Here is a 23,086-nt window from a genome sequence, read left to right as displayed (position 1 = left end):
CATGGGCTTTCGCCTGTCGAAAATTTACACCCGTACCGGCGACAAGGGCGAAACCGGCCTGGGCGACGGCCGCCGCGTGCCCAAGGACCATCCACGGGTGGAGGCGATTGGCGAGGTGGATGCGCTGAACAGCCAGTTGGGTTTGTTGCTGGCGGGATTGGAGGAACAAAGCGGGCAGCATCCAGCGTTGAAGGATGTGATCGAGGTGCTGACACCTTGCCAGCATCGTCTGTTTGACCTGGGCGGCGAATTGGCGATGCCGGTGTACAAGGCGCTGAACGCGGCGGAAGTCGACCGCCTTGAGGCGGCGATCGATCGCTGGAATGAAGAGGTCGGGCCGCTGGAGAACTTCATTCTGCCGGGTGGTTCGGCGTTGATTGCCCAGGCCCATGTATGCCGAAGCCTGGCTCGCAGTGCGGAGCGCCGGTGTCAGCACCTGAATGCAGAGGAACCGCTGGAAGGCGTCGGGTTGGCGTACATCAACCGGCTGTCGGACTTGCTCTTTGTGGCAGCCAGGGTAATTGCCAAGCGCCAGGGCGTTGCAGAGATCTTGTGGCAGGCGGCGGCAAAGCCGCACTGACGCTTACTGACCGATTGCAACCTGTGGCGAGGGAGCTTGCTCCCGCTGGGCTGCGTAGCGGCCCCAAAAAAGCGGGAGCGCTGCGCACTCCAGCGGGAGCAAGCTCCCTCGCCACAACAGCTCCCCTGGCCACTCGCCAGGGTTATGCCTAAACCTCAGGCCAGAACGCCCGAATCCCCGCCACACCTTGAGCACCAGCCTCCCAGGCCTTTTCCCGCTCAGCAGGACCCACCCCACCGAGCAAGAACACCGGTTTGCTGAACCCACTGATCAACTGCTGCGCCTGCTCCCAGCCCAACGGCTCGGCATCAGGATGAGTCAGGGTGGGCTGCACCGGCGACAAGGTGACGAAATCCACGTCCATCAACTCCGCCAAGGCTAATTCCTCAGCATTGTGGCAAGACGCCGCCAACCAGCGATCCTTCGGCAAAGGACGTCCCTTGCTGGCGTACTTGCGCAGTTGCGCCGAGGTCATATGCCAGCCGGCCGCGGGAAAATCCCCCAGCCATTCAAACGGCCCCTTGAGCATCAGTTGCGCCTTGCCCGCACACAGGCCCACGGCGTCCACCGCCAGGTCACGGTACTTGGGGTCGTAACCGTTGGGGGCACGCAGCTGAACCAGCTTGATGCCACCAGCGATGGCTTTTTGAATACCGCGCAGCAGGACGGGTGTCTCCAGCTCGCCCGGAGTGATCAAGTAGTCAGCCGGTAAACGCGCCGCCGCAACGATCGGCGCATTGGCTGCCGGAAACTCATAGTTCGGCAGGTCCCGCTGGGCCACCCACTCAAGGGGTTGGCCTTCGGCACCGTGAGGCTCGCCGGTAAAGGCCGAGACTTCCCAGACATCCAGCAACACCTGTTTGTCCGGGTAATCATGCTGCACCTTGATCAACGGGCGAGCCGCCGTGACCTGGATGCCCAGCTCCTCCTGCAATTCACGGGACAGCGCGGTAGCGACCGACTCATCGGCCTCCACCTTGCCACCGGGAAACTCCCAGAGGCCGCCCTGATGCTGGGTATCGGCGCGGCGCGCCAGCAGAATCCTGCCGTCGACACCCCGGATGACCGCTGCTGCTACATGAACTCGTTTCACCGCACTATTTCCTCTGAATCGGTTTGAAGACCTGCCTGGTATCAGGTGCGGTATTCCGCGTTGATCTTCACGTACTCGTGGGACAGGTCGGTGGTCCAGATGGTTTCGCTGCACTCACCGCGACCCAATTCGATACGGATGGTGATTTCTTCCTGCTGCATCACCGCAGAACCCTGGGCTTCGGTGTACGTCTCGGCCCGGGCGCCACGGCTGGCGATGCACACTTCGCCGAGGAACACGTCGATCTTGCTCACGTCCAGGTTCGGCACACCGGCACGGCCCACAGCGGCCAGGATACGGCCCCAGTTCGGGTCGGAGGCAAACAGTGCGGTCTTGATCAGCGGCGAGTGAGCCACGGTGTAACCGACATCCAGGCATTCCTGGTGGTTACCGCCGCCGTTGACTTCAACCGTCACAAACTTGGTGGCGCCTTCGCCGTCGCGCACGATGGCCTGGGCCACGTCCATGCACACTTCGAACACCGCCTGCTTCAACGCGGCGAAATACGCGCCGTTGGACGAGGTGATTTCCGGCAGGTCAGCCTGGCCGGTGGCGATCAACATGCAGCAATCGTTGGTCGAGGTGTCGCCGTCGATGGTGATGCGGTTGAAGGACTTGTTGGCGCCGTCGAGCATCAGGTTTTGCAGCACGTCACGGGAGACTTTGGCGTCGGTGGCGATATAGCCCAGCATGGTCGCCATGTTCGGGCGAATCATGCCGGCGCCTTTGCTGATGCCCGTGACGGTAACGGTCACGCCTTCGTGCACAAACTGACGGCTGGCGCCTTTTGGCAGGGTGTCGGTGGTCATGATCCCGGTAGCCGCAGCCGCCCAGTTATCCACCGACAGGTCATCCAGCGCTGCTTGCAGCGCGCCTTCGATTTTCTCTACCGGCAGCGGCTCACCGATCACACCGGTGGAGTACGGCAGCACCTGGCTGGCGTCTACGCCGGTCAGCTCCGCCAGCTTGGCGCAGGTGCGGGCAGCGGCGGCCAGGCCAGGCTCGCCGGTCCCGGCGTTGGCATTGCCGGTGTTGGTCAACAGGTAACGCACCGGGCCTTCGACACGCTGCCTGGCCAGAATCACGGGAGCGGCGCAAAACGCGTTCAGGGTGAACACACCCGCGACGGTCGAGCCTTCGGCACAGCGCATCACCACCACATCCTTGCGCCCCGGGCGCTTGATGCCCGCCGAAGCGATACCGAGTTCAAAACCGGCAACCGGGTGCAACGTGGGCAAAGGACCAAGACCAACAGCCATGAATGCGCTCCTAAAAATATTGGGTGTGTACCCCGTCGCTATCGACGGTGACGAAATGGCAAAACGCCGCGACGGCTGATGCCGGTCGCGGCGCGGGGGTGTTGCAGCGTCAGGCGAAAATCTTAGTTGATTTCGCCGTGGCAGTGTTTGAACTTCTTGCCCGAACCGCACCAGCACAGTTCGTTGCGGCCCAGCTTCTGTTCGTTGCGCACCGGGGCCTGGGCCAGGGCCACATCGACCTCTTCACCCAATACTTCCGGAGCCTCAAGACCAGGCGCTTCGTCGTGCTGGAACTGCATGCGCGCAGCCAGTGCCTCGGCTTCCTGACGCAGGCGGGCTTCTTCCTCGATCGGGTCTTCGCGACGCACCTGAACGTGGGACAGCACACGAATCGAATCGCGCTTGATCGAATCCAGCAGTTCGGAGAACAGCGTGAACGACTCGCGCTTGTACTCCTGCTTCGGGTTCTTCTGGGCGTAGCCACGCAAGTGGATGCCATGACGCAGGTGGTCCATGGTCGACAGGTGGTCTTTCCACAGATCGTCCAGCACGCGCAGTACGATTTGCTTCTCGAAGGTGCGCAGTGCTTCGGCACTCGCCTGCTCTTCTTTCTCGTTGTACGCGGCCAGCAGCTCGGTCATGAGCTTCTCGCGCAGGGTTTCTTCGTACAGGTGGTCGTCTTCGTCGAGCCATTGCTGGACCGGCAAGTCGACACCGAAGTCGCTCTTCAACGCAGCTTCCAGGCCGGCAACATCCCACTGCTCAGGCAGGGACTGTGGCGGGATATGGGCGCTGACGGTGGCGTTGAGCACGTCCTGGCGGAAATCGGCAATGGTCTCGCCGATGTTGGTGGCAGCCAACAAACTGTTACGCATGTGATAAATCACTTTACGCTGTTCGTTGTTGACGTCATCGAACTCGAGCAGTTGCTTACGAATGTCGAAGTTACGGCCTTCTACCTTGCGCTGGGCCTTCTCGATGGCGTTGGTCACCATGCGGTGTTCAATCGCCTCACCGGACTGCATGCCCAGGGCTTTCATGAAGTTCTTCACCCGATCCGAGGCGAAGATGCGCATCAGGCTGTCTTCCAGGGACAGGTAGAAACGGCTGGAACCGGCGTCACCCTGACGACCGGCACGACCACGCAACTGGTTGTCGATACGACGCGATTCGTGACGCTCGGACGCGATCACCTGCAAGCCGCCGGACTCCAGCACTTGCTGGTGACGCTTCTGCCAGTCGGCCTTGATCTGCGCGATCTGCTCAGGGGTCGGGTTGTCCAGGGACGCAACTTCCACTTCCCAGTTACCGCCCAACAGGATGTCGGTACCACGACCGGCCATGTTGGTGGCGATGGTCAGTGCGCCCGGGCGACCGGCCTGGGCAATGATCTCGGCTTCTTTTTCGTGGAACTTGGCGTTGAGGACCTTGTGCTCGATGCCTTCCTTGGCCAGCAAGCTGGACATGTGCTCGGAAGTTTCGATGGTGGCAGTACCCACCAGCACTGGACGGCCCTGGGCCATGCATTCCTTGATGTCGGCGACGATTGCAGCGTATTTCTCGTCGGCGGTCAGGAACACCAGGTCGTTGAAGTCTTTACGCGCCAGCGGCTTGTTCGGCGGGATAACCATCACCGACAGACCGTAGATCTGGTGGAATTCGAACGCTTCGGTGTCGGCTGTACCGGTCATGCCGGACAGTTTGTTGTACAGACGGAAGTAGTTCTGGAAGGTGGTCGAGGCCAGGGTCTGGCTTTCAGCCTGGATGTTCAGGGCTTCCTTGGCTTCGATCGCCTGGTGCAGGCCTTCCGACAAACGGCGACCCGGCATGGTACGACCGGTGTGTTCGTCGACCAGTACGACCTGGCCGTCCTGCACGATGTATTCAACGTTGCGATGGAACAGCTTGTGAGCGCGCAGCCCGGCATACACGTGGGTCAACAGGCCCAGGTTGTGCGCCGAGTACAGGCTTTCGCCTTCGGCCAGCAGGCCGATCTGGGTCAGCATGTCTTCGACGAACTGGTGACCGGCTTCGTTGAGCTCGACCTGGCGGGTCTTCTCGTCGATGGTGAAGTGACCTTCTTTGGTCACCACGCCTTCCACTTCCTCGATGTGTTGCTCAAGGCGCGGGATCAGCTTGTTGATCTCGGTGTACAGGCGCGAGCTGTCCTCGGCCTGGCCGGAAATGATCAGCGGGGTACGGGCTTCGTCGATCAGGATGGAGTCGACTTCGTCGATCACGGCAAAATTGAGTTCGCGCTGGAATTTTTCTTCCATGCTGAACGCCATGTTGTCGCGCAGGTAGTCGAAACCGAATTCGTTGTTGGTACCGTAGGTGATGTCGGCAGCGTAGGCGGCGCGCTTCTCTTCCGGCGGCTGGAACGGCGTGACAACGCCGACCGTCAGGCCGAGGAATTCGTACAGCGGACGCATCCAGTTGGCATCCCGGCGGGCCAGGTAGTCGTTCACCGTCACAACGTGCACGCCCTTGCCGGACAATGCGTTGAGGTAAACGCCCAGGGTAGCTACCAGGGTCTTGCCTTCACCGGTACGCATTTCGGCAATCATGCCTTCATGCAAGGTCATGCCGCCGATCAACTGGACGTCGAAGTGGCGCATGCCCATGACACGCTTACCGGCTTCGCGGGCGACCGCAAAGGCTTCGGGAAGCAGCTTGTCGAGGGTTTCACCTTTGGCTATGCGGGCCTTGAACTCTTCGGTCTTGGCGCGCAATTGCTCGTCCGAAAGGGCAACCATCTGCTCTTCGAAGGCATTGACCAGCTGCACCGTCTTGAGCATGCGTTTGACTTCGCGCTCATTCTTGCTTCCAAAAAGTTTCTTTAACAAAGGCGCAAACATATCGGCAGGTTCTTCCACACATAGGGATGGAGGGCGCCCCGTGAGTCGCCCGAGCAGCCCTCACGGCCGCATGCGAACGAGCATTCTACCCGGAAACGTGGGTGAGGAAAGTGGCGTTATTCCACGATGCAGGCACGGCGCTCTCAGAGGGCTTGTTTAAAATAAGGGCTTTTTGCTGAACTTCAACCCATTCGGGCAATAAGTTACTCGTTGATTTAATGGATAAACTGCCGGTAATGCAATGGCGGCGGTGTCGCAGACGCTTTCTGCTACCATGGCCTCTCTGTTACTTAAGGTGTCTAGTCATGGCATTTCGCCCTCTTACGGCCCGAGCTCCCGCCGTGTTGCTTCGCGAAGCCAAGCCTTTAAAAGCCATCTTCGGCCATGCGCAACGCCTTGGTCATCTGCAACGCCTGGTAGAAAGCCAACTGCAGCCCGCCGCTCGCGAACACTGCCATGTGGCCTCGTGGCGCGAAGGCAATCTGCTGCTGATCGTCACCGACGGCCATTGGGCGACGCGCCTGCGCTACCAGCAGAAACGTTTGCAGCGCCAATTGATGGCCTTCGACGAATTCGCCAGCCTGACGCGCATCCAGTTCAAGGTGCAACCGCCGACCGTGCCGCAAGGTGCGGTGGGGCATACGATGGATTTGTCGGAAATCGCCGCCGAAACCATTCAGGCCACGGCAGACGGGATTACCGATCCGAACTTGCGCGCTGCGCTGGAGCGGCTGGCCGCTCACGCCAAACCCAAAACCTGAGACCGGCGCAGAACCCAGTGTGGGAGCGGGTTTGCTCGCGACGGTGGCGTGTCAGTCACTGGATATATTGACTGATCCACCGCTTTCGCGAGCAAGCCCGCTCCCACATTTGATCCCATCGTTATTTACGTTTGCTGCCGCCTAACAAAGACCCCAGTAACCCGCGCACCAACTGCCGGCCCATCTGATTGGCCGCCTGTTGCATCGCCGATTTCAGTGCCTTGCCTGCCGTAGTACCGAGGAAAGCACCGGCCTTGTCGGTAAAGCTTGGCTCTTCAGCGGCGGGCGTCGAATCCTCTTGCGGGCCCAAGTCCTTGCGCGCCATCAACACTTCGTACGCCGACTCACGGTCAATCGGCTTGTCATAACGCCCCTGCAATGGCGAACTGGCAATCAGTGCTGCCCGCTCAGCTTCGCTCAGTGGCCCGATCCGCGATTGCGGCGGTGCTACCAGTACGCGTTGGACTACTGCAGGCGTCCCCTTTTCCTGCAAGGTTCCCACCAATGCCTCACCTGTACCCAACTCGGTCAGCACCGCCAGCGCATCAAATGCCGGATTGGGCCGGAAACCATCGGCCACCGCCCGCAGGGACTTCTGCTCCTTGGTGGTGAACGCCCGCAGCCCGTGCTGGACGCGCAAGCCGAGTTGCGCCAGCACGGTGTCCGGCAAGTCCCCGGGAGACTGGGTGACGAAATACACACCGACGCCTTTCGAGCGAATCAGCCGCACCACCTGCTCCAGGCGATCCTGCAGGGCCTTGGGGGTGTCGGCAAACAACAGATGCGCTTCGTCGAAAAACAGCGCCAGCAGCGGCTTGTCGGCATCGCCACGTTCCGGCAGTTGCTCGAACAGTTCGGCCAACAGCCAAAGCAGGAAGGTCGCGTAGACCTTCGGCGCCTCATGCACCAGCCGGCTGGCGTCCAATAGATGAATACGCCCGCGGCCGTCACTGGCCGGTTGCAGGATGTCTTCGAGTTGCAGCGCCGGCTCGCCGAACAACGCTTCGGCACCCTGCTGCTCCAGCACCGCCAGGCGCCGCAACAGCGCCTGGCTGGAACCGGTGGTCATCAAGGCCGCGTCTTCCCCGAGCAACTCCGGGTGATAGCGCAAATGGTTCAGCAGCGCCTTGAGGTCCTTGAGGTCCAGCAACAACAGGCCTTCACGATCGGCCACCTTGAAGGCTGCGTAGAGGGCCGATTGCTGGCTGTCGGTGAGCTCCAACAGGCTGCCGAGCAACAGCGGGCCCATTTCACTCATGGTGGTGCGCAACGGATGACCGGACTGGCCGTGGATATCCCACAACGTCACCGGATACGCCTTGGGCGTGTAATTAAGGAAAGGCATGCCGGCTATGCGCTCGGCGACCTTGCCCTGAGGGTTGGCCGCAGCGCCCAGGCCACACAGGTCACCCTTGATATCGGCGGCAAATACCGCGACGCCGGCGTCGCTGAAAGCTTCCGCCAGGCGCTGCAAGGTCACGGTCTTGCCGGTGCCGGTGGCGCCTGCGATCAGGCCGTGGCGGTTGGCCAGGCGCATCGACTGGGCAATCGGCTGGCCCTGAAGATCTGCACCAATAATGAGTTGCGAGGAGTCAGGCATTTTGTCACCCATGGTTAATCTTTGGCGCTGAATGGTCGATACAGATAAAGCGAGAGACCCAAAAAGTCTTGGAAAAACAGGCCGGATAATTCCTGCAGGAGCAGATGGAAATATCACACTTTTTTTGACGCAGCCATTCCGCGCGTCCCAGAAGGACGTGCATCGGATATTAAGACCATAGCGGACCCCACAAGCCATGAATAAAAATCTGCGTTTCAGCCATAAAATCCTGCTTGCCGCCGCTCTTGTCGTCATTGCCGCCTTTGCGTTGTTTACCCTCTACAACGACTACTTGCAGCGTAATGCGATTCGCGACGACCTGAACAACTACCTGCATGAAATGGGCGATGTCACTGCCAGCAACATCCAGACCTGGCTTACCGGGCGCATTGTGCTGATAGAAAGCGCCGCACAGAACATCGCCATCAACCCGGATTCAACCAGCGTCGCCAGCCTCCTGGAACAGAAGGCCCTGACGTCCTCGTTCATGGCCACGTACCTTGGCGACAGCAAGGGCGGCTTCGTCATCCGCCCCGATACCAAGATGCCCGACGGCTTCGACCCACGGGTACGCCCCTGGTACAAGGGCGCGCAGGGCAGCAACGGCTCAACCCTGACCGAACCCTACATTGACGCGGCCACCGGCCAGTTGATCATCTCCATCGCCACCCCCAGCAGCAAGGCCGGCCAGAGTGTCGGCGTGGTGGGCGGCGACCTGAGCCTGCAAACCCTGGTAGACAACATCGGTGCCCTGAACTTCGGCGGCATGGGTTATGCCTTCCTGGTCAGTGCCGACGGCAAAGTGCTGGTACACCCGGACAAGAGCCTGGTGATGAAAACCCTGGCCGACGTGTATCCGAACAACACCCCCCGAATCAGCAGCGACTTCAGTGAAGTCGAGGTAAACGGCAAGACACGTATCGTCACCTTTACCCCGATTAAGGGCCTGCCCTCGGTGAACTGGTACCTCGGCCTGTCGGTGGATAAAGATAAATCCTTCGCCATGCTCAGCGAATTCCGCACCTCGGCGATCATCGCCACGATCATCGCCGTGGTCATCATCATCGCCCTGCTGGGCATGCTGATTCGCATCCTCCTGCAGCCACTACACGTCATGACCCGCGCCATGGAAGACATCGCCGACGGTGAAGGCGACCTGACCCGCCGCCTGACCATCCAGAACCACGACGAATTCGGCGTGCTTGGCAGCGCTTTCAATCGCTTCGTGGAGCGGATTCACACCTCGATTCGCGAAGTTTCCTCGGCCACCGAGCAGGTCAATGAAGTGGCCCTGCGGGTGGTCAGCGCCTCCAATTCCTCGATGGTCAATTCCGACGAGCAGGCCAACCGGACCAACAGCGTCGCGGCCGCGATCAACGAGCTGGGGGCCGCCGCCCAGGAAATCGCCCGCAACGCCGCACAAGCCTCCAACCAGGCCAGCGACGCCCGGCACTTGGCCGAAGACGGTCAGCAGGTGGTGGAACGCAATATCAAGGCGATGAACCAGTTGTCGCAGATGATCAGCGCCTCCAGCACCAATATCGAAGCGCTTAACAGCAAGACAGTGAACATCGGGCAGATTCTGGAAGTGATCACCAGCATTTCCCAGCAAACCAACCTGCTGGCCCTCAACGCGGCGATTGAAGCCGCACGGGCCGGGGAAGCCGGGCGCGGCTTTGCGGTGGTGGCCGATGAAGTGCGCAACCTGGCGCACCGCACCCAGGAGTCGGCGCAGCAGGTGCAGAAGATGATCGAGGAGCTGCAAGTCGGCGCCCGGGATTCGGTCAGCACCATGAGCGAAAGCCAGCGGCACAGCCAGGACAGTGTGGAAATCGCCAACCTGGCGGGCGAGCGTCTGAACAGCGTGACCCAGCGTATCGGCGAAATTGACGGGATGAACCAGTCGGTAGCCACCGCTACCGAGGAACAGACCTCGGTGGTGGAGTCAATCAACATGGACATCACCGAGATCAACACCCTCAATCAGGAAGGTGTGGAAAACCTGCAATCAACCTTGCGGGCCTGTTCCGACCTGGAACAGCAAGCGGCGCGCTTGAAACAACTGGTGGGTAGTTTCCGGATTTGATCCCGCCGGGTCAGCGGCTGCCTTGCACAGCCGCTGACGCCTTTTCTTCAGGCAATTCGGATGTGTCCTGCAATTGTTCCCACAACTCGGCGGCGCCTGGAAACTCGGTGCCGTCCTCACTGCTCAGGTCATCCGGGTCATATCGACTCAAACAACCCTCTCCCAGCGTCGCGGGGGCTTTGGAAGTCGCCTTGTCCAGTGGATCGCTCATGCTCCAGTCCTCACCCGCGCTCAAAAAAAAGAGCCTGTAGCGATTTAACGCCCAGGCCCTTCATTCTTCAATCAAAACACTTCAATCAGAACACGACAGTCTTGTTGCCGTGCACCAGTACCCGGTCTTCCAGGTGATAGCGCAGGCCGCGAGCCAGCACCATCTTCTCGACGTCACGGCCAAAACGGACCATGTCTTCGATGCTGTCGCTATGGCTGACACGCACCACGTCCTGCTCGATGATGGGACCGGCGTCCAACTCTTCGGTGACGTAGTGGCACGTTGCACCGATCAGCTTCACGCCACGCAGGGATGCCTGGTGATACGGCTTGGCACCCACAAACGATGGCAGGAAACTGTGGTGAATATTGATCACCTTGCCAGCGTATTCACTGCACAACTCCGGCGGCAGAATCTGCATGTAGCGCGCCAGTACCACGACGTCCGCATCGTGCTGCTTGACCAGGCGCGAGACCTCGGCAAAGGCCGGCTCCTTGTCCTGCGGGTTGACCGGGACGTGGTAGTACGGAATGCCATGCCACTCGACCATGCTGCGCAGGTCGTCATGGTTGGAAATCACGCAGGAGATTTCGCAGTCCAGTTCATCGCTGTGCCAGCGGTGCAGCAGGTCTGCCAGGCAGTGGGACTCACGACTGGCCATCAGGACCACGCGTTTTTTCTGTTCCGTGTCGGTGATGCGCCAGGTCATCGAGAACTCTTCAGCGATCGGCGCAAATGCCTCGCGAAATGCCTCTAGACCAAAGGGCAGCGTATCGGCACGAATTTCGTGACGCATGAAAAACCAGCCGCTGAGATTGTCCGAGTGATGGCTCGCTTCGGTGATCCAACCGTTGTGGGAAGCCAGAAAGTTACTGACCTTGGCAACGATGCCAACCCGGTCCGGGCAAGCAATCACCAGCCGAAAAGTGCGCATTAGGGGGAAACTCCAGAACTTCGCAAAGGCCGCCATTCTAGCGATTGCGCAGAAAAACTGCAGTATTCCTCAACGCTTATTCTGATCGGCTGCGTCAACCCTGCCCCTTAATAGCGTAAGGTTTTTCCCCACTATGTGTGCAAACGCGTGGACTCCGGCAGTACGCCAAGACTTAACCAGAGTATCTTTAGGCCATCCCCCTTACTAATTAACTCAATTCCACGCTTTTGCCACAAACAACCAAAGTAAATTACATAAATGCGGCCTTAAATGTTTACTTGGGCAAACTGTCTGACTATTATTGAGCCACTATCCCCTTTCACCCAGCGCCCTGCATAAGGTAGTCCCCATGTCCCTGATCAACGAATATCGCGCCACCGAAGAAGCTATCAAAGAGCTGCAAGCCCGTTTGAAGAACCTGTCCCAAGACGACAAACTGCAAACCGAGCTGGAATTCGAAGGCAAATTGCGCACCCTGATGGGCGAATACTCCAAATCCCTGCGTGACATCATCGCGCTGCTGGATCCGGATTCGAAAGTTAAGGCTCCACGTGGCGCCGTAAAAACTACCGGCACCAAGCGTGCACGCAAGGTTAAACAATACAAAAACCCGCACAACGGCGAAGTGATTGAAACCAAAGGTGGCAACCACAAGACTCTGAAAGAGTGGAAAGCCAAGTGGGGCGGCGACGTGGTTGAAGGCTGGGCTACCCTGCTGGGCTAAGCCTCGCCAGGACGCTGCGTGATACGCAACGCAATAAAAAACGCCAGCTTGCTGGCGTTTTTTTATTGTCCGTATTTTACCGGGAAGCTGATTACAGACTCATTCGAGTCGCTAAGGCATCAACATACTCCTGCCATTCATCAAGCACCTGGCGCTGAAACGGTGTGGCACTAACAGCCAACTCAAGACACGCCTGCTTAAAACCCTCAAGGGTGTTTGGCGCGCCCCATTGAGGGTCTGACAAACGTTGCTGACAGAAAACTCTCCAGCGTTGTTGCTCTTCACTATTCAAGGTGTCCGGGAAGTTGCGTGCACGATAGCGAAATAATAATTCAGGCAAACGTTCATCATCGAAAGGCCATTGCTGGCGCGCTAGTTGCGCAGGCTCGGCGACTCTCACTTGCTCACATAAACGTCGATCACGATCCCCGATAAAACCATCGTATAGCTGCTGCTCGGGATCGGCGCTTGGCGCAAAATCTTCCTCGGCGTAAATCGCCGCCAGTTTATCGCGCCATAGTTCCTGTGCGTCGCTTAGCCGCAGGGCCCGCGCATCACACTCATCCATATCCAGCTGCAAACGCTCGCGGTCTTGCGGCCGAAGCACGCTCAACGGTGCGACCACCGGGCAACGATTGATGTGCAGCAACTTGAGCGGTACCGGCAACTCACCTTCGGCCAGCTCGTCGCGGCGGGTATATAAGCGCCGGCGCAAGGCATCGGCGTCCTCGTCCAACAGCCCTTGCGGATCGAGCCCCAGGTCGCAGACGATCAATGCATTGCGATTGCGCGGGTGCCACGCCAGCGGCAGCACCACCCCCAGGTAATGACGCTCGACAGAAAAACGACCGGAAATATGCACCATCGGCTGCAACAACCGCACCTGGTCCATGACCCGTTGTTTGCTGCGCAGTTGAAACAGCCAGTCATAGAGCTTGGGTTGCTTCTCGCGGATCAACCGGGCCAGGGCTATGGTGGCGCGCACATCGGACAAGGCGTCGTGGGCCTGGCCGTGGTCGATGCCGTTGGCGGCCGTCAACCGCTCAAGCTTGAGGGTGACGCGCCCGTCCTGTTCCGGCCAGACGATCCCGTCAGGGCGCAGGGCGTAGGCAGTGCGCACCACGTCGATCAGGTCCCAGCGGCTGTTGCCGCCTTGCCATTCCCGGGCATAGGGATCGAAGAAATTGCGGTACAAGCTGTAGCGCGTCATCTCATCGTCAAAACGCAAGGTGTTGTAGCCGGCCCCGCAAGTGCCCGGGGTGGCCAGCTCGGCGTGCACCCGGGTCATGAAGTCGGCTTCGGCCAGGCCTTTTTCCGCCAGCACGCCGGGAGTGATGCCAGTGATCGCGCACGCTGCCGGATGCGGCAGGATATCGTCGCTGGGGTGGCAGTAGAGATTGACCGGCGGCCCGACCTCGTTAAGCTCGAGGTCGGTGCGAATACCGGCTACCTGCAGCGGGCGGTCGGTACGCGGATTGATGCCGGTGGTTTCATAGTCGTACCAGAAAATGGTGGTCACGGGCTATTCCTGTGCTGAAGACCGGCAAAGTCTAGGCGCTTGCAGGCATCGGGGGCCAGCGCTGTGTTCCCTGTACAAACATTCAGTAAATCGTTGAGTGGTTGCTTCCACCGTCGACACTGCTAGCATCGGTCTTTCCAACCCCGCCGCTGCCGCCCAGGCGCCAGCGCCGCACTGCCAAGGACCGCGATGCCACCTGCGCCACTGGATACCCGCTACCAGATCGAGACCCCGGAGGGTATCGACCTGCCCCTGCGCCCGGCCGGCCTGCTGGTACGCTCACTGGCCTTTGCCTTCGACCTGGGTTTGCGCGGCCTGATTCTCGGCATCCTGTTTATCGCATTGGCCTTTCTCGGCAACCTGGGCATTGGCCTGGGTTCGCTGCTGCTGTTCCTCGTCAGTTGGTGGTACATGGTGCTTTTCGAAGTGCTCAACCAGGGCTGCTCGCCCGGCAAACAGGTCATGGGCCTGCGGGTGGTACAGGACGATGGCACGCCCATCGGCTGGTCCGCCTCGCTGATCCGTAACCTGCTGCGCTTTGTCGACATGCTGCCCTTCGGCTATTTCCTCGGCGCCATCAGTTGCCTGCAACACCCCAACTTCAAGCGCCTGGGCGACCTGGCGGCCGGGACCCTGGTGATCTACCGCGAACAACCGCTTTCCCGCCCGCAAGTGCCCCAGGCCCCGGCGCTGCGCCTGCCGTTCGCCCTTGAGCTGAACGAACAACGGGCGATTCTCAGCTTCGCCGAACGCCAGGGCGAACTGTCGGCCGAACGGGTCAACGAACTGGCCGCTATCCTGGCCACGCCCCTGCAGGTCTCCCCTGCCCGCGCCGTGGCAGAACTCAACGGTGTGGCCCGCGGGTTGTTGGGGCCAGCATGAAACAGAGTCTTTTCGAAAGCCGCCATCAGCCACAATGGCAAGCCTTTGCCGAGCAATTGACGCAGTTGGAGAAAGGCAAAGCCAAAGGCGCCGACTTCGTCGACTTCCCTCATCAATACCGGCAGTTGTGCCAGCACCTGGCCCTGGCCCAGGAGCGCGGCTACAGCAGCTACCTGGTGGACCCGTTGCAGCAGCTTGCCTTGCGCGGCCATCAACAGTTGTATCGTCATCGCAGCCGGATGGGGGCAAACGTGCTGAGCTTCCTGCTGGCCGATTTCCCCAGGCTGGTTCGCGCGCAATGGCCATTTGTGCTGGCTGCCGGCCTGCTGTTCTTTGGCAGCCTGCTCGGCATTGCCTTGCTGGTGTACCTGTTTCCGGACTTGATCTACAGCATCGTCAGCCCCCGGCAGGTGGCCGAGATGCAGGCCATGTACAACCCCGATGCCAGCCGCCTGGGCCGGGCAGCCGAACGCGCTTCCAGCGAAGACTGGATGATGTTCGGCTACTACGTGATGCACAACATCGGCATCGCCTTCCAGACCTTTGCCGCCGGGTTGCTGTTCGGCCTGGGCAGCGTATTTTTCCTGTTCTTCAATGGCCTGATCATTGGCGCCGTTGCCGGGCACCTGACGCAAATCGGCTACGGGCAAACGTTCTGGTCATTTGTCATCGGCCATGGCGCCTTCGAGCTCAGCGCAATTGCCCTGGCTGGCGCGGCTGGCCTGCAACTGGGCTGGGCGCTGATTGCACCGGGGCCCCTCACCAGAGGCGAATCCCTGCGCCTGGCCGCGCGCAAAAGTGTGCAAATGATTTGTGGTGTGATGGTGTTCCTGCTGATCGCCGCGTTTATCGAGGCGTACTGGTCGTCCACCAATGCCGTGGCGCCGTGGGTCAAGTACCTGGTCGGCACCGCCCTGTGGTTGCTGATGGCGGCCTACCTGCTGTTTGCCGGACGGAATCGCCATGCGCCTGAGTGATGCCAGTGTCGTGATCCGCCCGCGTACCTCCTGGGAGGCCATGGACCTCGGCATCCTGCTGGCCCGGGAACATCGGCTGCTGTTGATGAGCAGTTGGGCCATCGTGACCTTGCCGGTCTTCGCCCTGTTCAGCGTGCTGCTGTGGAATCACCCCACCACCGCGCTGTTGCTGTTCTGGTGGTTGAAACCGGCATTCGACCGCCTGCCACTGTATATCCTGTCCAAGGCCCTGTTCGGCGAAACACCCAGCCTGAAACAAGCGCTGCGCCAATCGCCGCGGCTGCTCAAGGGCCAACTGCTGGCCAGCCTGACCTGGCGGCGCTTCAGCCTTAGCCGTAGCTTCGAGATGCCGGTGGTCCAGCTCGAAGGGCTGCAAGGCCAGGCGCGCCAACAACGTCTCGGGGTGTTGCAGCAGCGCAACGCAGGCGCCGCGCGCTGGCTGACCCTGATCGGGGTGCACCTGGAAATCGCCCTGTGGTTCGGGTTGATGGCCGTGTTCTATTTCTTCCTGCCGCAAGAGGTCGAACGCGACTGGGATTGGCAGCAACTGGTGCTCACCGCCGGCCACGACTGGCGTTGGCTGGAGCACCTGACCAACATGTTCTACGCCTTGATCCTGGTGTTCTGGGAGCCGATCTATGTCGCCTGTGGCTTCAGCCTTTACCTGAACCGCCGCACGGTGCTGGAAGCCTGGGACCTGGAACTGGTGTTCCGCCGAATGCGCCAGCGCCTGAGCGGTGTGGCGTCGCTGCTGTTGCTGGTGGCCGGGCTGACGCTGATTCCGCCGATCCCATCGGCATGGGCTGATGAACCGGTTCCCCAAACGCCGCTGACTACACAATCGGCCAGTCACTCGATCAAGACGCTGCTGGAGCAGCCACCGTTCAAGAACCCGGAAACGCTCACTCGCTACCGCTTCGGCGAGGATAAAGCAGCCGACAAAAACAAAGCGGCAGGTGATGCCAAGCTGCCAGCCTGGCTGGAAGCATTGCTGAAAAACCTCAACAGTGATTCGTTCAAGCACATCGCCAAGGGCCTTGAAGTACTGCTCTGGGGATTGCTGGCAGGTGGCCTGGCACTGGTTATCTGGCGCTACCGCGACTGGCTGCATGCCTTTGTCAGCCGCCGCAGCCCGCGCAAACCCAAGGCTGCCAAACCCGTGCCTTCGCAGCTGTTCGGCCTTGAACTGGGGGCTGACACCTTGCCCGAAGACATCGCAGACGCCGCCGAACAGCTATGGGCAGCACAGCCCCGGGAAGCCCTCAGCCTGCTCTACCGTGGGTTGCTCAGCCGCTTGCTGCACGACTTCAACCTGCCGCTGAAAAGCGCCGACACGGAAGGTGAAGTCCTGGAGCGTATCCGCCAGTTGCAACAACCGCAGCTGCTGGCATTCAGCGATGAGCTCACCCGTTACTGGCAAAACCTTGCCTATGGCCATCGCCTGCCGCCTGCCTTGGTGCAACAACAGCTATGCAGCCATTGGCGAACCCTGTTCGGCTCGGGAGCGGCGCAATGAACCGGCCGTTGCTGTGGGTCGGGCTGCTGGTCGCGGGCTTGCTGGCAGCAGGCGGTTTTTATGCCTGGCACAAGGCGATTCCTTATCAGGAAGTGGTCGATCGCGGCCCTTCACCCGAAGCCCTGGCCAACCCTTACCTGGCGGCTGAACACTTTCTGCGCCAGCAGGGCCTGGTGGTGGAACATGCCAACAGCCTCGAACGGCTGGCCAGCCTTTCGCCCAAGGGCAACAGCCTGCTGTTGCTGGGCGAGCGCAGCAACATGAGCCCGCCCCAGGTTGATCAATTGCTGCAGTGGACCCGGGCTGGCGGCCATCTGCTGCTGGTAGCCGAAGCGCTGTGGGATGAGGACACCGGTGAAAGTGGCGACCTGTTGCTGGATCGTGTGCAGATACACCAATCCTTCAGTGAAGAATTCGACGCTCCGGCACCCGCGCGTAAAAAGAAAACGCCGGACCTGACCAAACTCTATGTGGACAACGAAACAGCGCCGGCCTATTTCAGCTTCGACACCGACTTCAACCTCACCGACCCCAGGCACCTGGCACAATTCTCGGCCAACAGCGCCCGGTCGACGCACCTGATGCAGGTCAACCTCGGGCAAGGGCGTGTGACCGTGGTCACCGACAGCGACCTGTGGAAAAACCCCGGCATCGGCCTGCACGATAACGCGTGGCTGCTCTGGTACCTGAGCCAGGGCACCCAGGTCACACTGCTGTTCAACACGGATGTCGAGGACCTGTTCAGCCTGTTGTTGCGCTACTTCCCCCAGGCACTGGTGGCACTTGCCGCACTGATCGCCCTGGGCCTCTGGCACGCCAGCCTGCGCCAGGGTCCGATCCGGCAACCGGCGCCCAAGGCACGGCGGCAATTGCAGGAACACTTGAACGCCAGTGCCGACTTCCTGTTGCGCCGCAGCGGGCAAGACAGCTTGCTGCAAGCTTTGCAGCGCGACATCCAGCGCACCGCTCGGCGCCGTCATCCCGGGTTCGAACACCTCGATACAGCCGAACAATTGCGGGTGCTTGAACGCCTGACCCGCCAACCCTCCCTTGTTATCAGTCAGGCCCTTGGCCCACCTGCGACGAAACGGCTCTCCAGCGCCGATTTCAGCCGCCAGGTGGCCTGCCTGCAAACCCTCAGGAATGCCCTATGAGCGAATTTCCCGCCACTGACCCGATTCAGCGCGCCAGCCAACTGGCCCAGGCCTTGCGCGTCGAACTGCGCAAGGCGGTTATCGGTCAGGACCCGGTGATCGATGACGTGCTCACGGCGTTGATCGCGGGCGGCCATGTGTTGCTTGAAGGGGTTCCCGGCCTGGGCAAGACCTTGCTGGTACGCGCGCTGGCACGCTGTTTTGGAGGCGAGTTCGCGCGCATCCAGTTCACCCCGGACCTGATGCCCAGCGACGTGACCGGCCATGCCGTATACGACCTGCATACCGAACAGTTCAAGCTGCGCAAGGGACCGTTGTTCACCAACCTGCTGTTGGCTGACGAGATCAACCGTGCCCCGGCGAAAACCCAGGCAGCGTTGCTGGAAGCCATGCAGGAACGCCAGGTAACCCTTGAAGGCGAGGCGCTGCCCATCGGCCAGCCGTTCATGGTACTGGCCACCCAGAACCCCATCGAGCAGGAAGGTACTTACCCGTTGCCCGAAGCCGAACTGGACCGTTTCATGCTCAAGGTGCGCATGGACTATCCCGAGGCACAGCAGGAACTGGACATGGTGCGCGAAGTCACCCGCTCGTCCCGAGCCGACATGCTCGACGTACAGCCGCTGCGCACGGTGCTGCAAGCCGAAGACGTGCTGCTGTTGCAACAGATTGCCAGCGAGTTGGCGCTGGATGAGCAGGTGCTCGACTACGCCGTGCGCCTGGCCCGCACTACGCGCAGTTGGCCGGGCCTGACCATCGGCGCCGGGCCCCGGGCCTCCATCGCCCTGGTTCGCGGTGCACGGGCGCGGGCCTTGCTGCGCGGGGGCGAGTTCGTGACCCCGGACGACATCAAGGGCTGCGCCCTGGCAGTGTTGCGCCATCGGGTGCGTATTGCCCCGGAGCTGGATATCGACGGGTTGGAAGTCGACCAGGTGCTCCGGCAATTGCTGGACCAAGTCCCGGCGCCACGCCAATGAGACGCCCATGAGACCAACCCGCCTGCTGTTGACCTGGCTCGGTGTACTGCTGGGCCTGAGTATCCTGCTCGGCGCACTGGTGGCGCTACAGGTCAAGGTACCAGACGCCCTGCACTCAGTGACGTGGGGCCTGCTGCTGGCCCTGTTGCTGCTGGCCCTGCTGGATGCCAGCCGCCTGCGCCGCCGGCCGTCCCCGCGCGTGCGACGGCAGATGCCCGGCAGCCTGGCACTGGGGCGCTGGGGGGAAGTGCGGGTAACCCTGGAGCACGATTATCCCCAGCCGTTGGCGGTCCAGGTATTCGATCATGTGCCTGACGGCCTGGCGGTGGAGGACCTGCCGCAATCCATCGAACTGCGGCCCGGCGAGCACAGTGAACTGGGTTATCGGCTAAGGCCCCAAAGGCGCGGGCATTTCAGCTTTACCCGCTGTGAAGTGCATCTGCCCAGCGCCCTGGGGCTATGGTCGGCCCGGCGCCTGATCGACGTCAGCGACGCCACCCGGGTCTACCCGGACTTCGCACGCCTGTATGGCGCGCAGTTGCTGGCGGTGGACAACTGGCTCAACCAGCTGGGCGTACGCCAGCGGCAACGGCGTGGGCTGGGCCTGGAGTTTCACCAGCTGCGTGAGTTTCGCGAAGGTGACAGCCTGCGCCAGATCGACTGGAAAGCCACCGCCCGGCAACGCACGCCCATTGCCAGGGAGTACCAGGACGAGCGCGACCAGCAGATCATGTTCATGCTCGATTGTGGCCGCCGTATGCGCAGCCAGGACGCCGAACTGTCGCACTTCGACCACGCGCTCAACGCCTGCCTGCTGCTCAGTTATGTAGCCTTGCGTCAGGGCGATGCCGTAGGGCTGTGCACCTTTGCCTGCGACCAGCCGCGCTACCTGGCGCCGGTCAAGGGCAGTGGCCAGCTCAACCTGTTGCTGAATGCGGTGTATGACCTGGACACGTCACGGCGTACGGCCGATTACCAGGCGGCCGCCAGCCAACTGCTGGCCCGGCAGAAACGTCGCTCGCTGGTGATCGTAGTGACCAATTTGCGGGATGAGGAAGATGAAGAGTTACTCAGCGCCGTAAAGCGCATCAGCCGCCAGCACCGGGTAATGGTCGCAAGCCTGCGGGAGGAGGTCCTTGACCAGTTACGCCAGGCTCCCGTGCAAACCCTGCCCGAAGCCCTGGCCTATTGCGGCACGATCAACTATCTCAATACCCGGGACGAACTCCACGACCGCTTGAACGCCCACGGGCTGTCGGTACTGGACACACTGCCTTCGGACCTGGGTGCCGCCCTGGTGACCCGCTACCTGGGCTGGAAAAAAGCCGGCGCGCTATGAACGCCGGATGCAGCACCTAGGCAGAGGCCTGCAACGGATCAAAGCTGAAGTAATCCAGCAGCGCGCTGATCACCTCCCCATATTCGGCAGGGGCCTGGGATATGCTGAACCCGGAATCGTAATGCTGGGGGTTTATATCCTCATGACACCACAGACAGGTGGCCGTGAGGTCTACCGCCTGCACCTCACCCTCAGGCCCGGGGATCTTCAAGCGCAGCTCGAACTCCACATTGACCATCATGGGTAACTGGCTGATCAACATCAGGCCCTGCTCGGAAACATTGCCCAGATAGCCGATTGGCTTGTCCGTCAGGCGGTTGAACACTTGAAGGAAGCAAGGTAACTGATGCCGCTCGATCCGTCGGTGAGTAAACATGATGAGGTCGCCATCCAATGGCCATATATGTGGCCGCTCCAGTGATTCGAAACGAGCCTGAAGGCCCGCTCTCCCCGGATATCGGTGCGACAACCGCAAACGGGTTGCCACTTTTACAGCTGCCAAATCCGGGAACGCCATCCGTTTGAATAGAAACTTATACAAACTGACATTCAAAGATTAGCCCAAGACTGGCAACGAGCCAGCTATGGCATGACAAATATCATCACAACGACGCCGGCCGCGGCTGGGCAACGCTCGCGCCGGGGTAATGCCCCAGTTGCTGCAGGGTATCCAAACGGGCACGGGCACGGAATGCGTACTCGCTCGCCGGGTACTGGCTGATGATGAACTGATAGGTTTGCGCCGCATCGACAAACAGCTTCTCGCGCTCCAGGCACTGCCCGCGCAACATAGAGACTTCCGGTTGCACGTAGCGCCGGGAACGGCTTTCACGGTCGACCTGGGACAACTCAAGGGTGACCCGCTGGCAATCGCCCACACCGTAGGCGCGGTACGCATTGTTCAAATGATGGTCCATCGACCAACGGGTGCAGCCGACAACACTGACGGCCAGGGCAGCAATGATCACGATTCGCATGGGGGTTCTCCTGTCTTGTGCAGTGTATCGACCCTTCATCGAAAATCTTCAAGGTTGTTCATCTGTTCATGCAGAGTGAAAACAAGCGAATCATCGATAAGTAGTGCAAACGAACAATGACTACAACCAAAGAGCATAGTAGCCTTCCCCAGCGCTTGAACTCAGGAGTCCGTGCATGTCCGTCCGTCGTACCAAAATCGTCGCCACCCTTGGCCCGGCCAGTAACTCGCCGGAAGTCCTCGAACAGCTGATTCTGGCTGGCCTGGACGTTGCCCGTCTGAACTTCTCCCACGGCACCCCGGACGAGCACAAGGCTCGCGCCAAGCTGGTGCGTGACCTGGCCGCCAAGCATGGCCGCTTCGTGGCGTTGCTGGGTGACCTGCAAGGCCCGAAAATCCGTATCGCCAAATTTGCCAACAAGCGGATCGAGCTGAAGATCGGTGACCAGTTCACTTTCTCCACCAGCCATCCCCTGACCGAAGGCAACCAGCAAGTCGTGGGTATCGACTACCCGGACCTGGTGAAAGACTGCGGCGTGGGCGACGAACTGCTGCTGGACGACGGCCGTGTGGTAATGCGCGTCGACACCGCCACCCCGACCGAACTGAATTGCACCGTGATCATCGGCGGCCCGCTGTCGGACCACAAAGGCATCAACCGTCGCGGCGGTGGCCTGACTGCCCCGGCCCTGACTGAAAAAGACAAGGCCGACATCAAGCTCGCCGCCGAAATGGAAGTGGACTACCTCGCGGTATCCTTCCCGCGCGACGCCGCCGACATGGAATACGCCCGTAAACTGCGCGACGAAGCCGGCGGCACTGCCTGGCTGGTGGCGAAGATCGAACGCGCCGAAGCCGTAGCCGATGACGAAACCCTCGACGGCCTGATCAAGGCTTCCGACGCCGTGATGGTTGCCCGTGGCGACCTGGGTGTGGAAATCGGTGACGCCGAGCTGATCGGTATCCAGAAGAAAATCATCCTGCACGCACGTCGCCACAACAAGGCGGTGATCGTTGCGACCCAGATGATGGAGTCGATGATCCAGAACCCGATGCCAACCCGTGCCGAAGTGTCCGACGTGGCCAACGCCGTGCTCGACTACACCGACGCCGTGATGCTTTCGGCTGAAAGTGCGGCTGGCCCGTACCCGCTGGAAGCCGTGCAGGCCATGGCACGCATCTGCGTCGGCGCTGAAAAGCACCCGACCAGCAAGACCTCCAGCCACCGTATCGGCAAGGTCTTCGAAAGCTGCGACCAGAGCATCGCCCTGGCGGCCATGTACACCGCCAACCACTTCCCGGGTGTGAAAGCGATCATCGCCCTGACCGAAAGTGGCTACACGCCGTTGATCATGTCGCGCATCCGTTCCTCGATCCCGATCTACGCGTTCTCCCCGCACCGCGAAACCCAGGCCCGTGCGGCCATGTTCCGCGGCGTCTACACCGTACCGTTCGACCCGGCATCGCTGCCGCCTGAGCAAGTCAGCCAGGCCGCGATCGACGAGTTGCTCAAGCGCGGCGTCGTGGAGAAAGGCGACTGGGTCATCCTGACCAAGGGCGACAGCTACCACACCATCGGCGGCACCAACGGCATGAAGATCCTGCACGTTGGCGACCCAATGGTCTGATTGACCGCTCGC

20 protein-coding genes and 1 pseudogene are annotated in these 23,086 nt (G+C 60.8%); 12 read left to right on the top strand and 9 right to left on the bottom strand.

Annotated features, from left to right (window positions below):
* Position 1: 1 nt before the first annotated feature.
* Positions 2 to 580: a cob(I)yrinic acid a,c-diamide adenosyltransferase gene (locus HX811_RS10760; RefSeq protein ID WP_008432363.1), complete on the top strand. Its 579-nt coding sequence runs from the start codon at positions 2 to 4 to the stop codon at positions 578 to 580.
* Between the two features lie 148 nt (positions 581 to 728).
* On the opposite strand, the gene HX811_RS10755 is transcribed toward HX811_RS10760, so the two are convergent.
* From HX811_RS10755 to secA, 3 genes are all read right to left on the bottom strand, one after another.
* Positions 729 to 1,673 carry a Nudix family hydrolase gene (locus HX811_RS10755; RefSeq protein WP_003209779.1) on the bottom strand — a complete coding sequence of 315 codons (945 nt, stop codon included), beginning with the start codon at positions 1,671 to 1,673 and terminating at the stop codon, positions 729 to 731.
* A 41-nt stretch (positions 1,674 to 1,714) separates the two neighbouring features.
* Complete coding sequence (gene argJ / locus HX811_RS10750) at positions 1,715 to 2,932, bottom strand: bifunctional glutamate N-acetyltransferase/amino-acid acetyltransferase ArgJ (protein ID WP_177041498.1); 1,218 nt, start codon at positions 2,930 to 2,932, stop codon at positions 1,715 to 1,717.
* 122 nt (positions 2,933 to 3,054) lie between these two features.
* Positions 3,055 to 5,790, bottom strand: a complete 2,736-nt coding sequence (secA, locus tag HX811_RS10745; RefSeq protein WP_003209775.1) for a preprotein translocase subunit SecA — start codon at positions 5,788 to 5,790, stop codon at positions 3,055 to 3,057.
* A 305-nt stretch (positions 5,791 to 6,095) separates the two neighbouring features.
* On the opposite strand from secA, the gene HX811_RS10740 reads away from it, so the two are divergent.
* Positions 6,096 to 6,551 (top strand): DUF721 domain-containing protein, encoded by a 456-nt coding sequence (locus HX811_RS10740; RefSeq protein WP_008432358.1) that lies wholly within the window; start codon positions 6,096 to 6,098, stop codon positions 6,549 to 6,551.
* Positions 6,552 to 6,672: 121 nt separating this feature from the next.
* Here HX811_RS10740 and HX811_RS10735 read toward each other — a convergent pair whose 3' ends face one another.
* Positions 6,673 to 8,151 (bottom strand): helicase HerA-like domain-containing protein, encoded by a 1,479-nt coding sequence (locus HX811_RS10735; RefSeq protein WP_177045902.1) that lies wholly within the window; start codon positions 8,149 to 8,151, stop codon positions 6,673 to 6,675.
* A gap of 196 nt (positions 8,152 to 8,347) precedes the next feature.
* Here HX811_RS10735 and HX811_RS32215 point away from each other — a divergent pair.
* Both HX811_RS32215 and HX811_RS32210 read left to right on the top strand, forming a co-directional pair.
* Positions 8,348 to 9,379, top strand: a pseudogene (locus tag HX811_RS32215) (cache domain-containing protein); the annotation flags it as partial.
* 93 nt (positions 9,380 to 9,472) lie between these two features.
* Positions 9,473 to 10,237: a methyl-accepting chemotaxis protein gene (locus tag HX811_RS32210; RefSeq protein WP_371132408.1), complete on the top strand. Its 765-nt coding sequence runs from the start codon at positions 9,473 to 9,475 to the stop codon at positions 10,235 to 10,237.
* Positions 10,238 to 10,247: 10 nt separating this feature from the next.
* On the opposite strand, the gene HX811_RS10725 is transcribed toward HX811_RS32210, so the two are convergent.
* Together HX811_RS10725 and purU are read right to left on the bottom strand one after the other, a co-directional pair.
* Positions 10,248 to 10,448, bottom strand: a complete 201-nt coding sequence (locus HX811_RS10725) for a hypothetical protein (RefSeq protein ID WP_023659227.1) — start codon at positions 10,446 to 10,448, stop codon at positions 10,248 to 10,250.
* A gap of 85 nt (positions 10,449 to 10,533) precedes the next feature.
* Positions 10,534 to 11,382, bottom strand: a complete 849-nt coding sequence (purU, locus tag HX811_RS10720) for a formyltetrahydrofolate deformylase (RefSeq protein WP_003209762.1) — start codon at positions 11,380 to 11,382, stop codon at positions 10,534 to 10,536.
* A 349-nt stretch (positions 11,383 to 11,731) separates the two neighbouring features.
* Here purU and mvaT point away from each other — a divergent pair, with 349 nt between their 5' ends.
* Entirely contained in the window at positions 11,732 to 12,106 is a 375-nt protein-coding gene (gene mvaT / locus HX811_RS10715; protein ID WP_008432352.1) for a histone-like nucleoid-structuring protein MvaT, read from the top strand.
* Between the two features lie 91 nt (positions 12,107 to 12,197).
* Here the strand turns inward: mvaT and sbcB are convergent, their stop codons facing one another.
* Entirely contained in the window at positions 12,198 to 13,625 is a 1,428-nt protein-coding gene (gene sbcB / locus HX811_RS10710) for an exodeoxyribonuclease I (protein ID WP_177045886.1), read from the bottom strand.
* Between the two features lie 189 nt (positions 13,626 to 13,814).
* Between sbcB and HX811_RS10705 the strand changes: the two genes are divergently transcribed.
* From HX811_RS10705 to HX811_RS10680, 6 genes are read left to right on the top strand one after another with little or no spacing between them, the layout of a single operon-like run.
* Complete coding sequence (locus tag HX811_RS10705) at positions 13,815 to 14,507, top strand: RDD family protein (protein ID WP_003214165.1); 693 nt, start codon at positions 13,815 to 13,817, stop codon at positions 14,505 to 14,507.
* Positions 14,504 to 15,484, top strand: coding sequence for a stage II sporulation protein M (locus HX811_RS10700; RefSeq protein WP_003214164.1), 981 nt, complete (start codon positions 14,504 to 14,506; stop codon positions 15,482 to 15,484). The genes HX811_RS10705 and HX811_RS10700 overlap by 4 nt, the downstream gene beginning before the upstream one ends.
* Complete coding sequence (locus HX811_RS10695) at positions 15,471 to 17,000, top strand: DUF4129 domain-containing protein (RefSeq protein ID WP_177045885.1); 1,530 nt, start codon at positions 15,471 to 15,473, stop codon at positions 16,998 to 17,000. The genes HX811_RS10700 and HX811_RS10695 overlap by 14 nt, the downstream gene beginning before the upstream one ends.
* Entirely contained in the window at positions 16,997 to 18,154 is a 1,158-nt protein-coding gene (locus HX811_RS10690; protein WP_102369791.1) for a DUF4350 domain-containing protein, read from the top strand. The genes HX811_RS10695 and HX811_RS10690 overlap by 4 nt, the downstream gene beginning before the upstream one ends.
* Positions 18,151 to 19,131 (top strand): MoxR family ATPase, encoded by a 981-nt coding sequence (locus HX811_RS10685; RefSeq protein WP_008432346.1) that lies wholly within the window; start codon positions 18,151 to 18,153, stop codon positions 19,129 to 19,131. The genes HX811_RS10690 and HX811_RS10685 overlap by 4 nt, the downstream gene beginning before the upstream one ends.
* 7 nt (positions 19,132 to 19,138) lie before the next feature.
* Complete coding sequence (locus HX811_RS10680; RefSeq protein ID WP_177045884.1) at positions 19,139 to 20,470, top strand: DUF58 domain-containing protein; 1,332 nt, start codon at positions 19,139 to 19,141, stop codon at positions 20,468 to 20,470.
* Between the two features lie 16 nt (positions 20,471 to 20,486).
* On the opposite strand, the gene HX811_RS10675 is transcribed toward HX811_RS10680, so the two are convergent.
* Together HX811_RS10675 and HX811_RS10670 are read right to left on the bottom strand one after the other, a co-directional pair.
* Positions 20,487 to 20,846, bottom strand: a complete 360-nt coding sequence (locus tag HX811_RS10675) for a PilZ domain-containing protein (RefSeq protein WP_177045883.1) — start codon at positions 20,844 to 20,846, stop codon at positions 20,487 to 20,489.
* Between the two features lie 226 nt (positions 20,847 to 21,072).
* Positions 21,073 to 21,447, bottom strand: a complete 375-nt coding sequence (locus tag HX811_RS10670) for a tol-pal system YbgF family protein (protein ID WP_003214151.1) — start codon at positions 21,445 to 21,447, stop codon at positions 21,073 to 21,075.
* A 175-nt stretch (positions 21,448 to 21,622) separates the two neighbouring features.
* Between HX811_RS10670 and pyk the strand changes: the two genes are divergently transcribed.
* Complete coding sequence (gene pyk / locus HX811_RS10665; RefSeq protein ID WP_003214149.1) at positions 21,623 to 23,074, top strand: pyruvate kinase; 1,452 nt, start codon at positions 21,623 to 21,625, stop codon at positions 23,072 to 23,074.
* The last annotated feature ends 12 nt before the right edge of the window (positions 23,075 to 23,086 follow it).

The organism is Pseudomonas sp. F8002 (assembly GCF_013385495.1).
Taxonomy (GTDB): domain Bacteria; phylum Pseudomonadota; class Gammaproteobacteria; order Pseudomonadales; family Pseudomonadaceae; genus Aquipseudomonas.
This window is presented reverse-complemented; position numbering and strand designations above follow the sequence as displayed.

Coding starts and splice junctions, on each gene's coding strand:
- HX811_RS10685 (WP_008432346.1), top strand. CDS start 18,151: ATGAGCGAATTTCCCGCCACTGACCCGATTCAGCGCGCCAGCCAACTG.
- HX811_RS10695 (WP_177045885.1), top strand. CDS start 15,471: ATGCGCCTGAGTGATGCCAGTGTCGTGATCCGCCCGCGTACCTCCTGG.
- HX811_RS10700 (WP_003214164.1), top strand. CDS start 14,504: ATGAAACAGAGTCTTTTCGAAAGCCGCCATCAGCCACAATGGCAAGCC.
- HX811_RS10670 (WP_003214151.1), bottom strand. CDS start 21,447: ATGCGAATCGTGATCATTGCTGCCCTGGCCGTCAGTGTTGTCGGCTGC.
- HX811_RS10690 (WP_102369791.1), top strand. CDS start 16,997: ATGAACCGGCCGTTGCTGTGGGTCGGGCTGCTGGTCGCGGGCTTGCTG.
- argJ (WP_177041498.1), bottom strand. CDS start 2,932: ATGGCTGTTGGTCTTGGTCCTTTGCCCACGTTGCACCCGGTTGCCGGT.
- HX811_RS10725 (WP_023659227.1), bottom strand. CDS start 10,448: ATGAGCGATCCACTGGACAAGGCGACTTCCAAAGCCCCCGCGACGCTG.
- HX811_RS32210 (WP_371132408.1), top strand. CDS start 9,473: ATGGTCAATTCCGACGAGCAGGCCAACCGGACCAACAGCGTCGCGGCC.
- HX811_RS10675 (WP_177045883.1), bottom strand. CDS start 20,846: ATGTTTACTCACCGACGGATCGAGCGGCATCAGTTACCTTGCTTCCTT.
- mvaT (WP_008432352.1), top strand. CDS start 11,732: ATGTCCCTGATCAACGAATATCGCGCCACCGAAGAAGCTATCAAAGAG.
- HX811_RS10760 (WP_008432363.1), top strand. CDS start 2: ATGGGCTTTCGCCTGTCGAAAATTTACACCCGTACCGGCGACAAGGGC.
- purU (WP_003209762.1), bottom strand. CDS start 11,382: ATGCGCACTTTTCGGCTGGTGATTGCTTGCCCGGACCGGGTTGGCATC.
- HX811_RS10740 (WP_008432358.1), top strand. CDS start 6,096: ATGGCATTTCGCCCTCTTACGGCCCGAGCTCCCGCCGTGTTGCTTCGC.
- secA (WP_003209775.1), bottom strand. CDS start 5,790: ATGTTTGCGCCTTTGTTAAAGAAACTTTTTGGAAGCAAGAATGAGCGC.
- HX811_RS10735 (WP_177045902.1), bottom strand. CDS start 8,151: ATGCCTGACTCCTCGCAACTCATTATTGGTGCAGATCTTCAGGGCCAG.
- pyk (WP_003214149.1), top strand. CDS start 21,623: ATGTCCGTCCGTCGTACCAAAATCGTCGCCACCCTTGGCCCGGCCAGT.
- HX811_RS10705 (WP_003214165.1), top strand. CDS start 13,815: ATGCCACCTGCGCCACTGGATACCCGCTACCAGATCGAGACCCCGGAG.
- HX811_RS10680 (WP_177045884.1), top strand. CDS start 19,139: ATGAGACCAACCCGCCTGCTGTTGACCTGGCTCGGTGTACTGCTGGGC.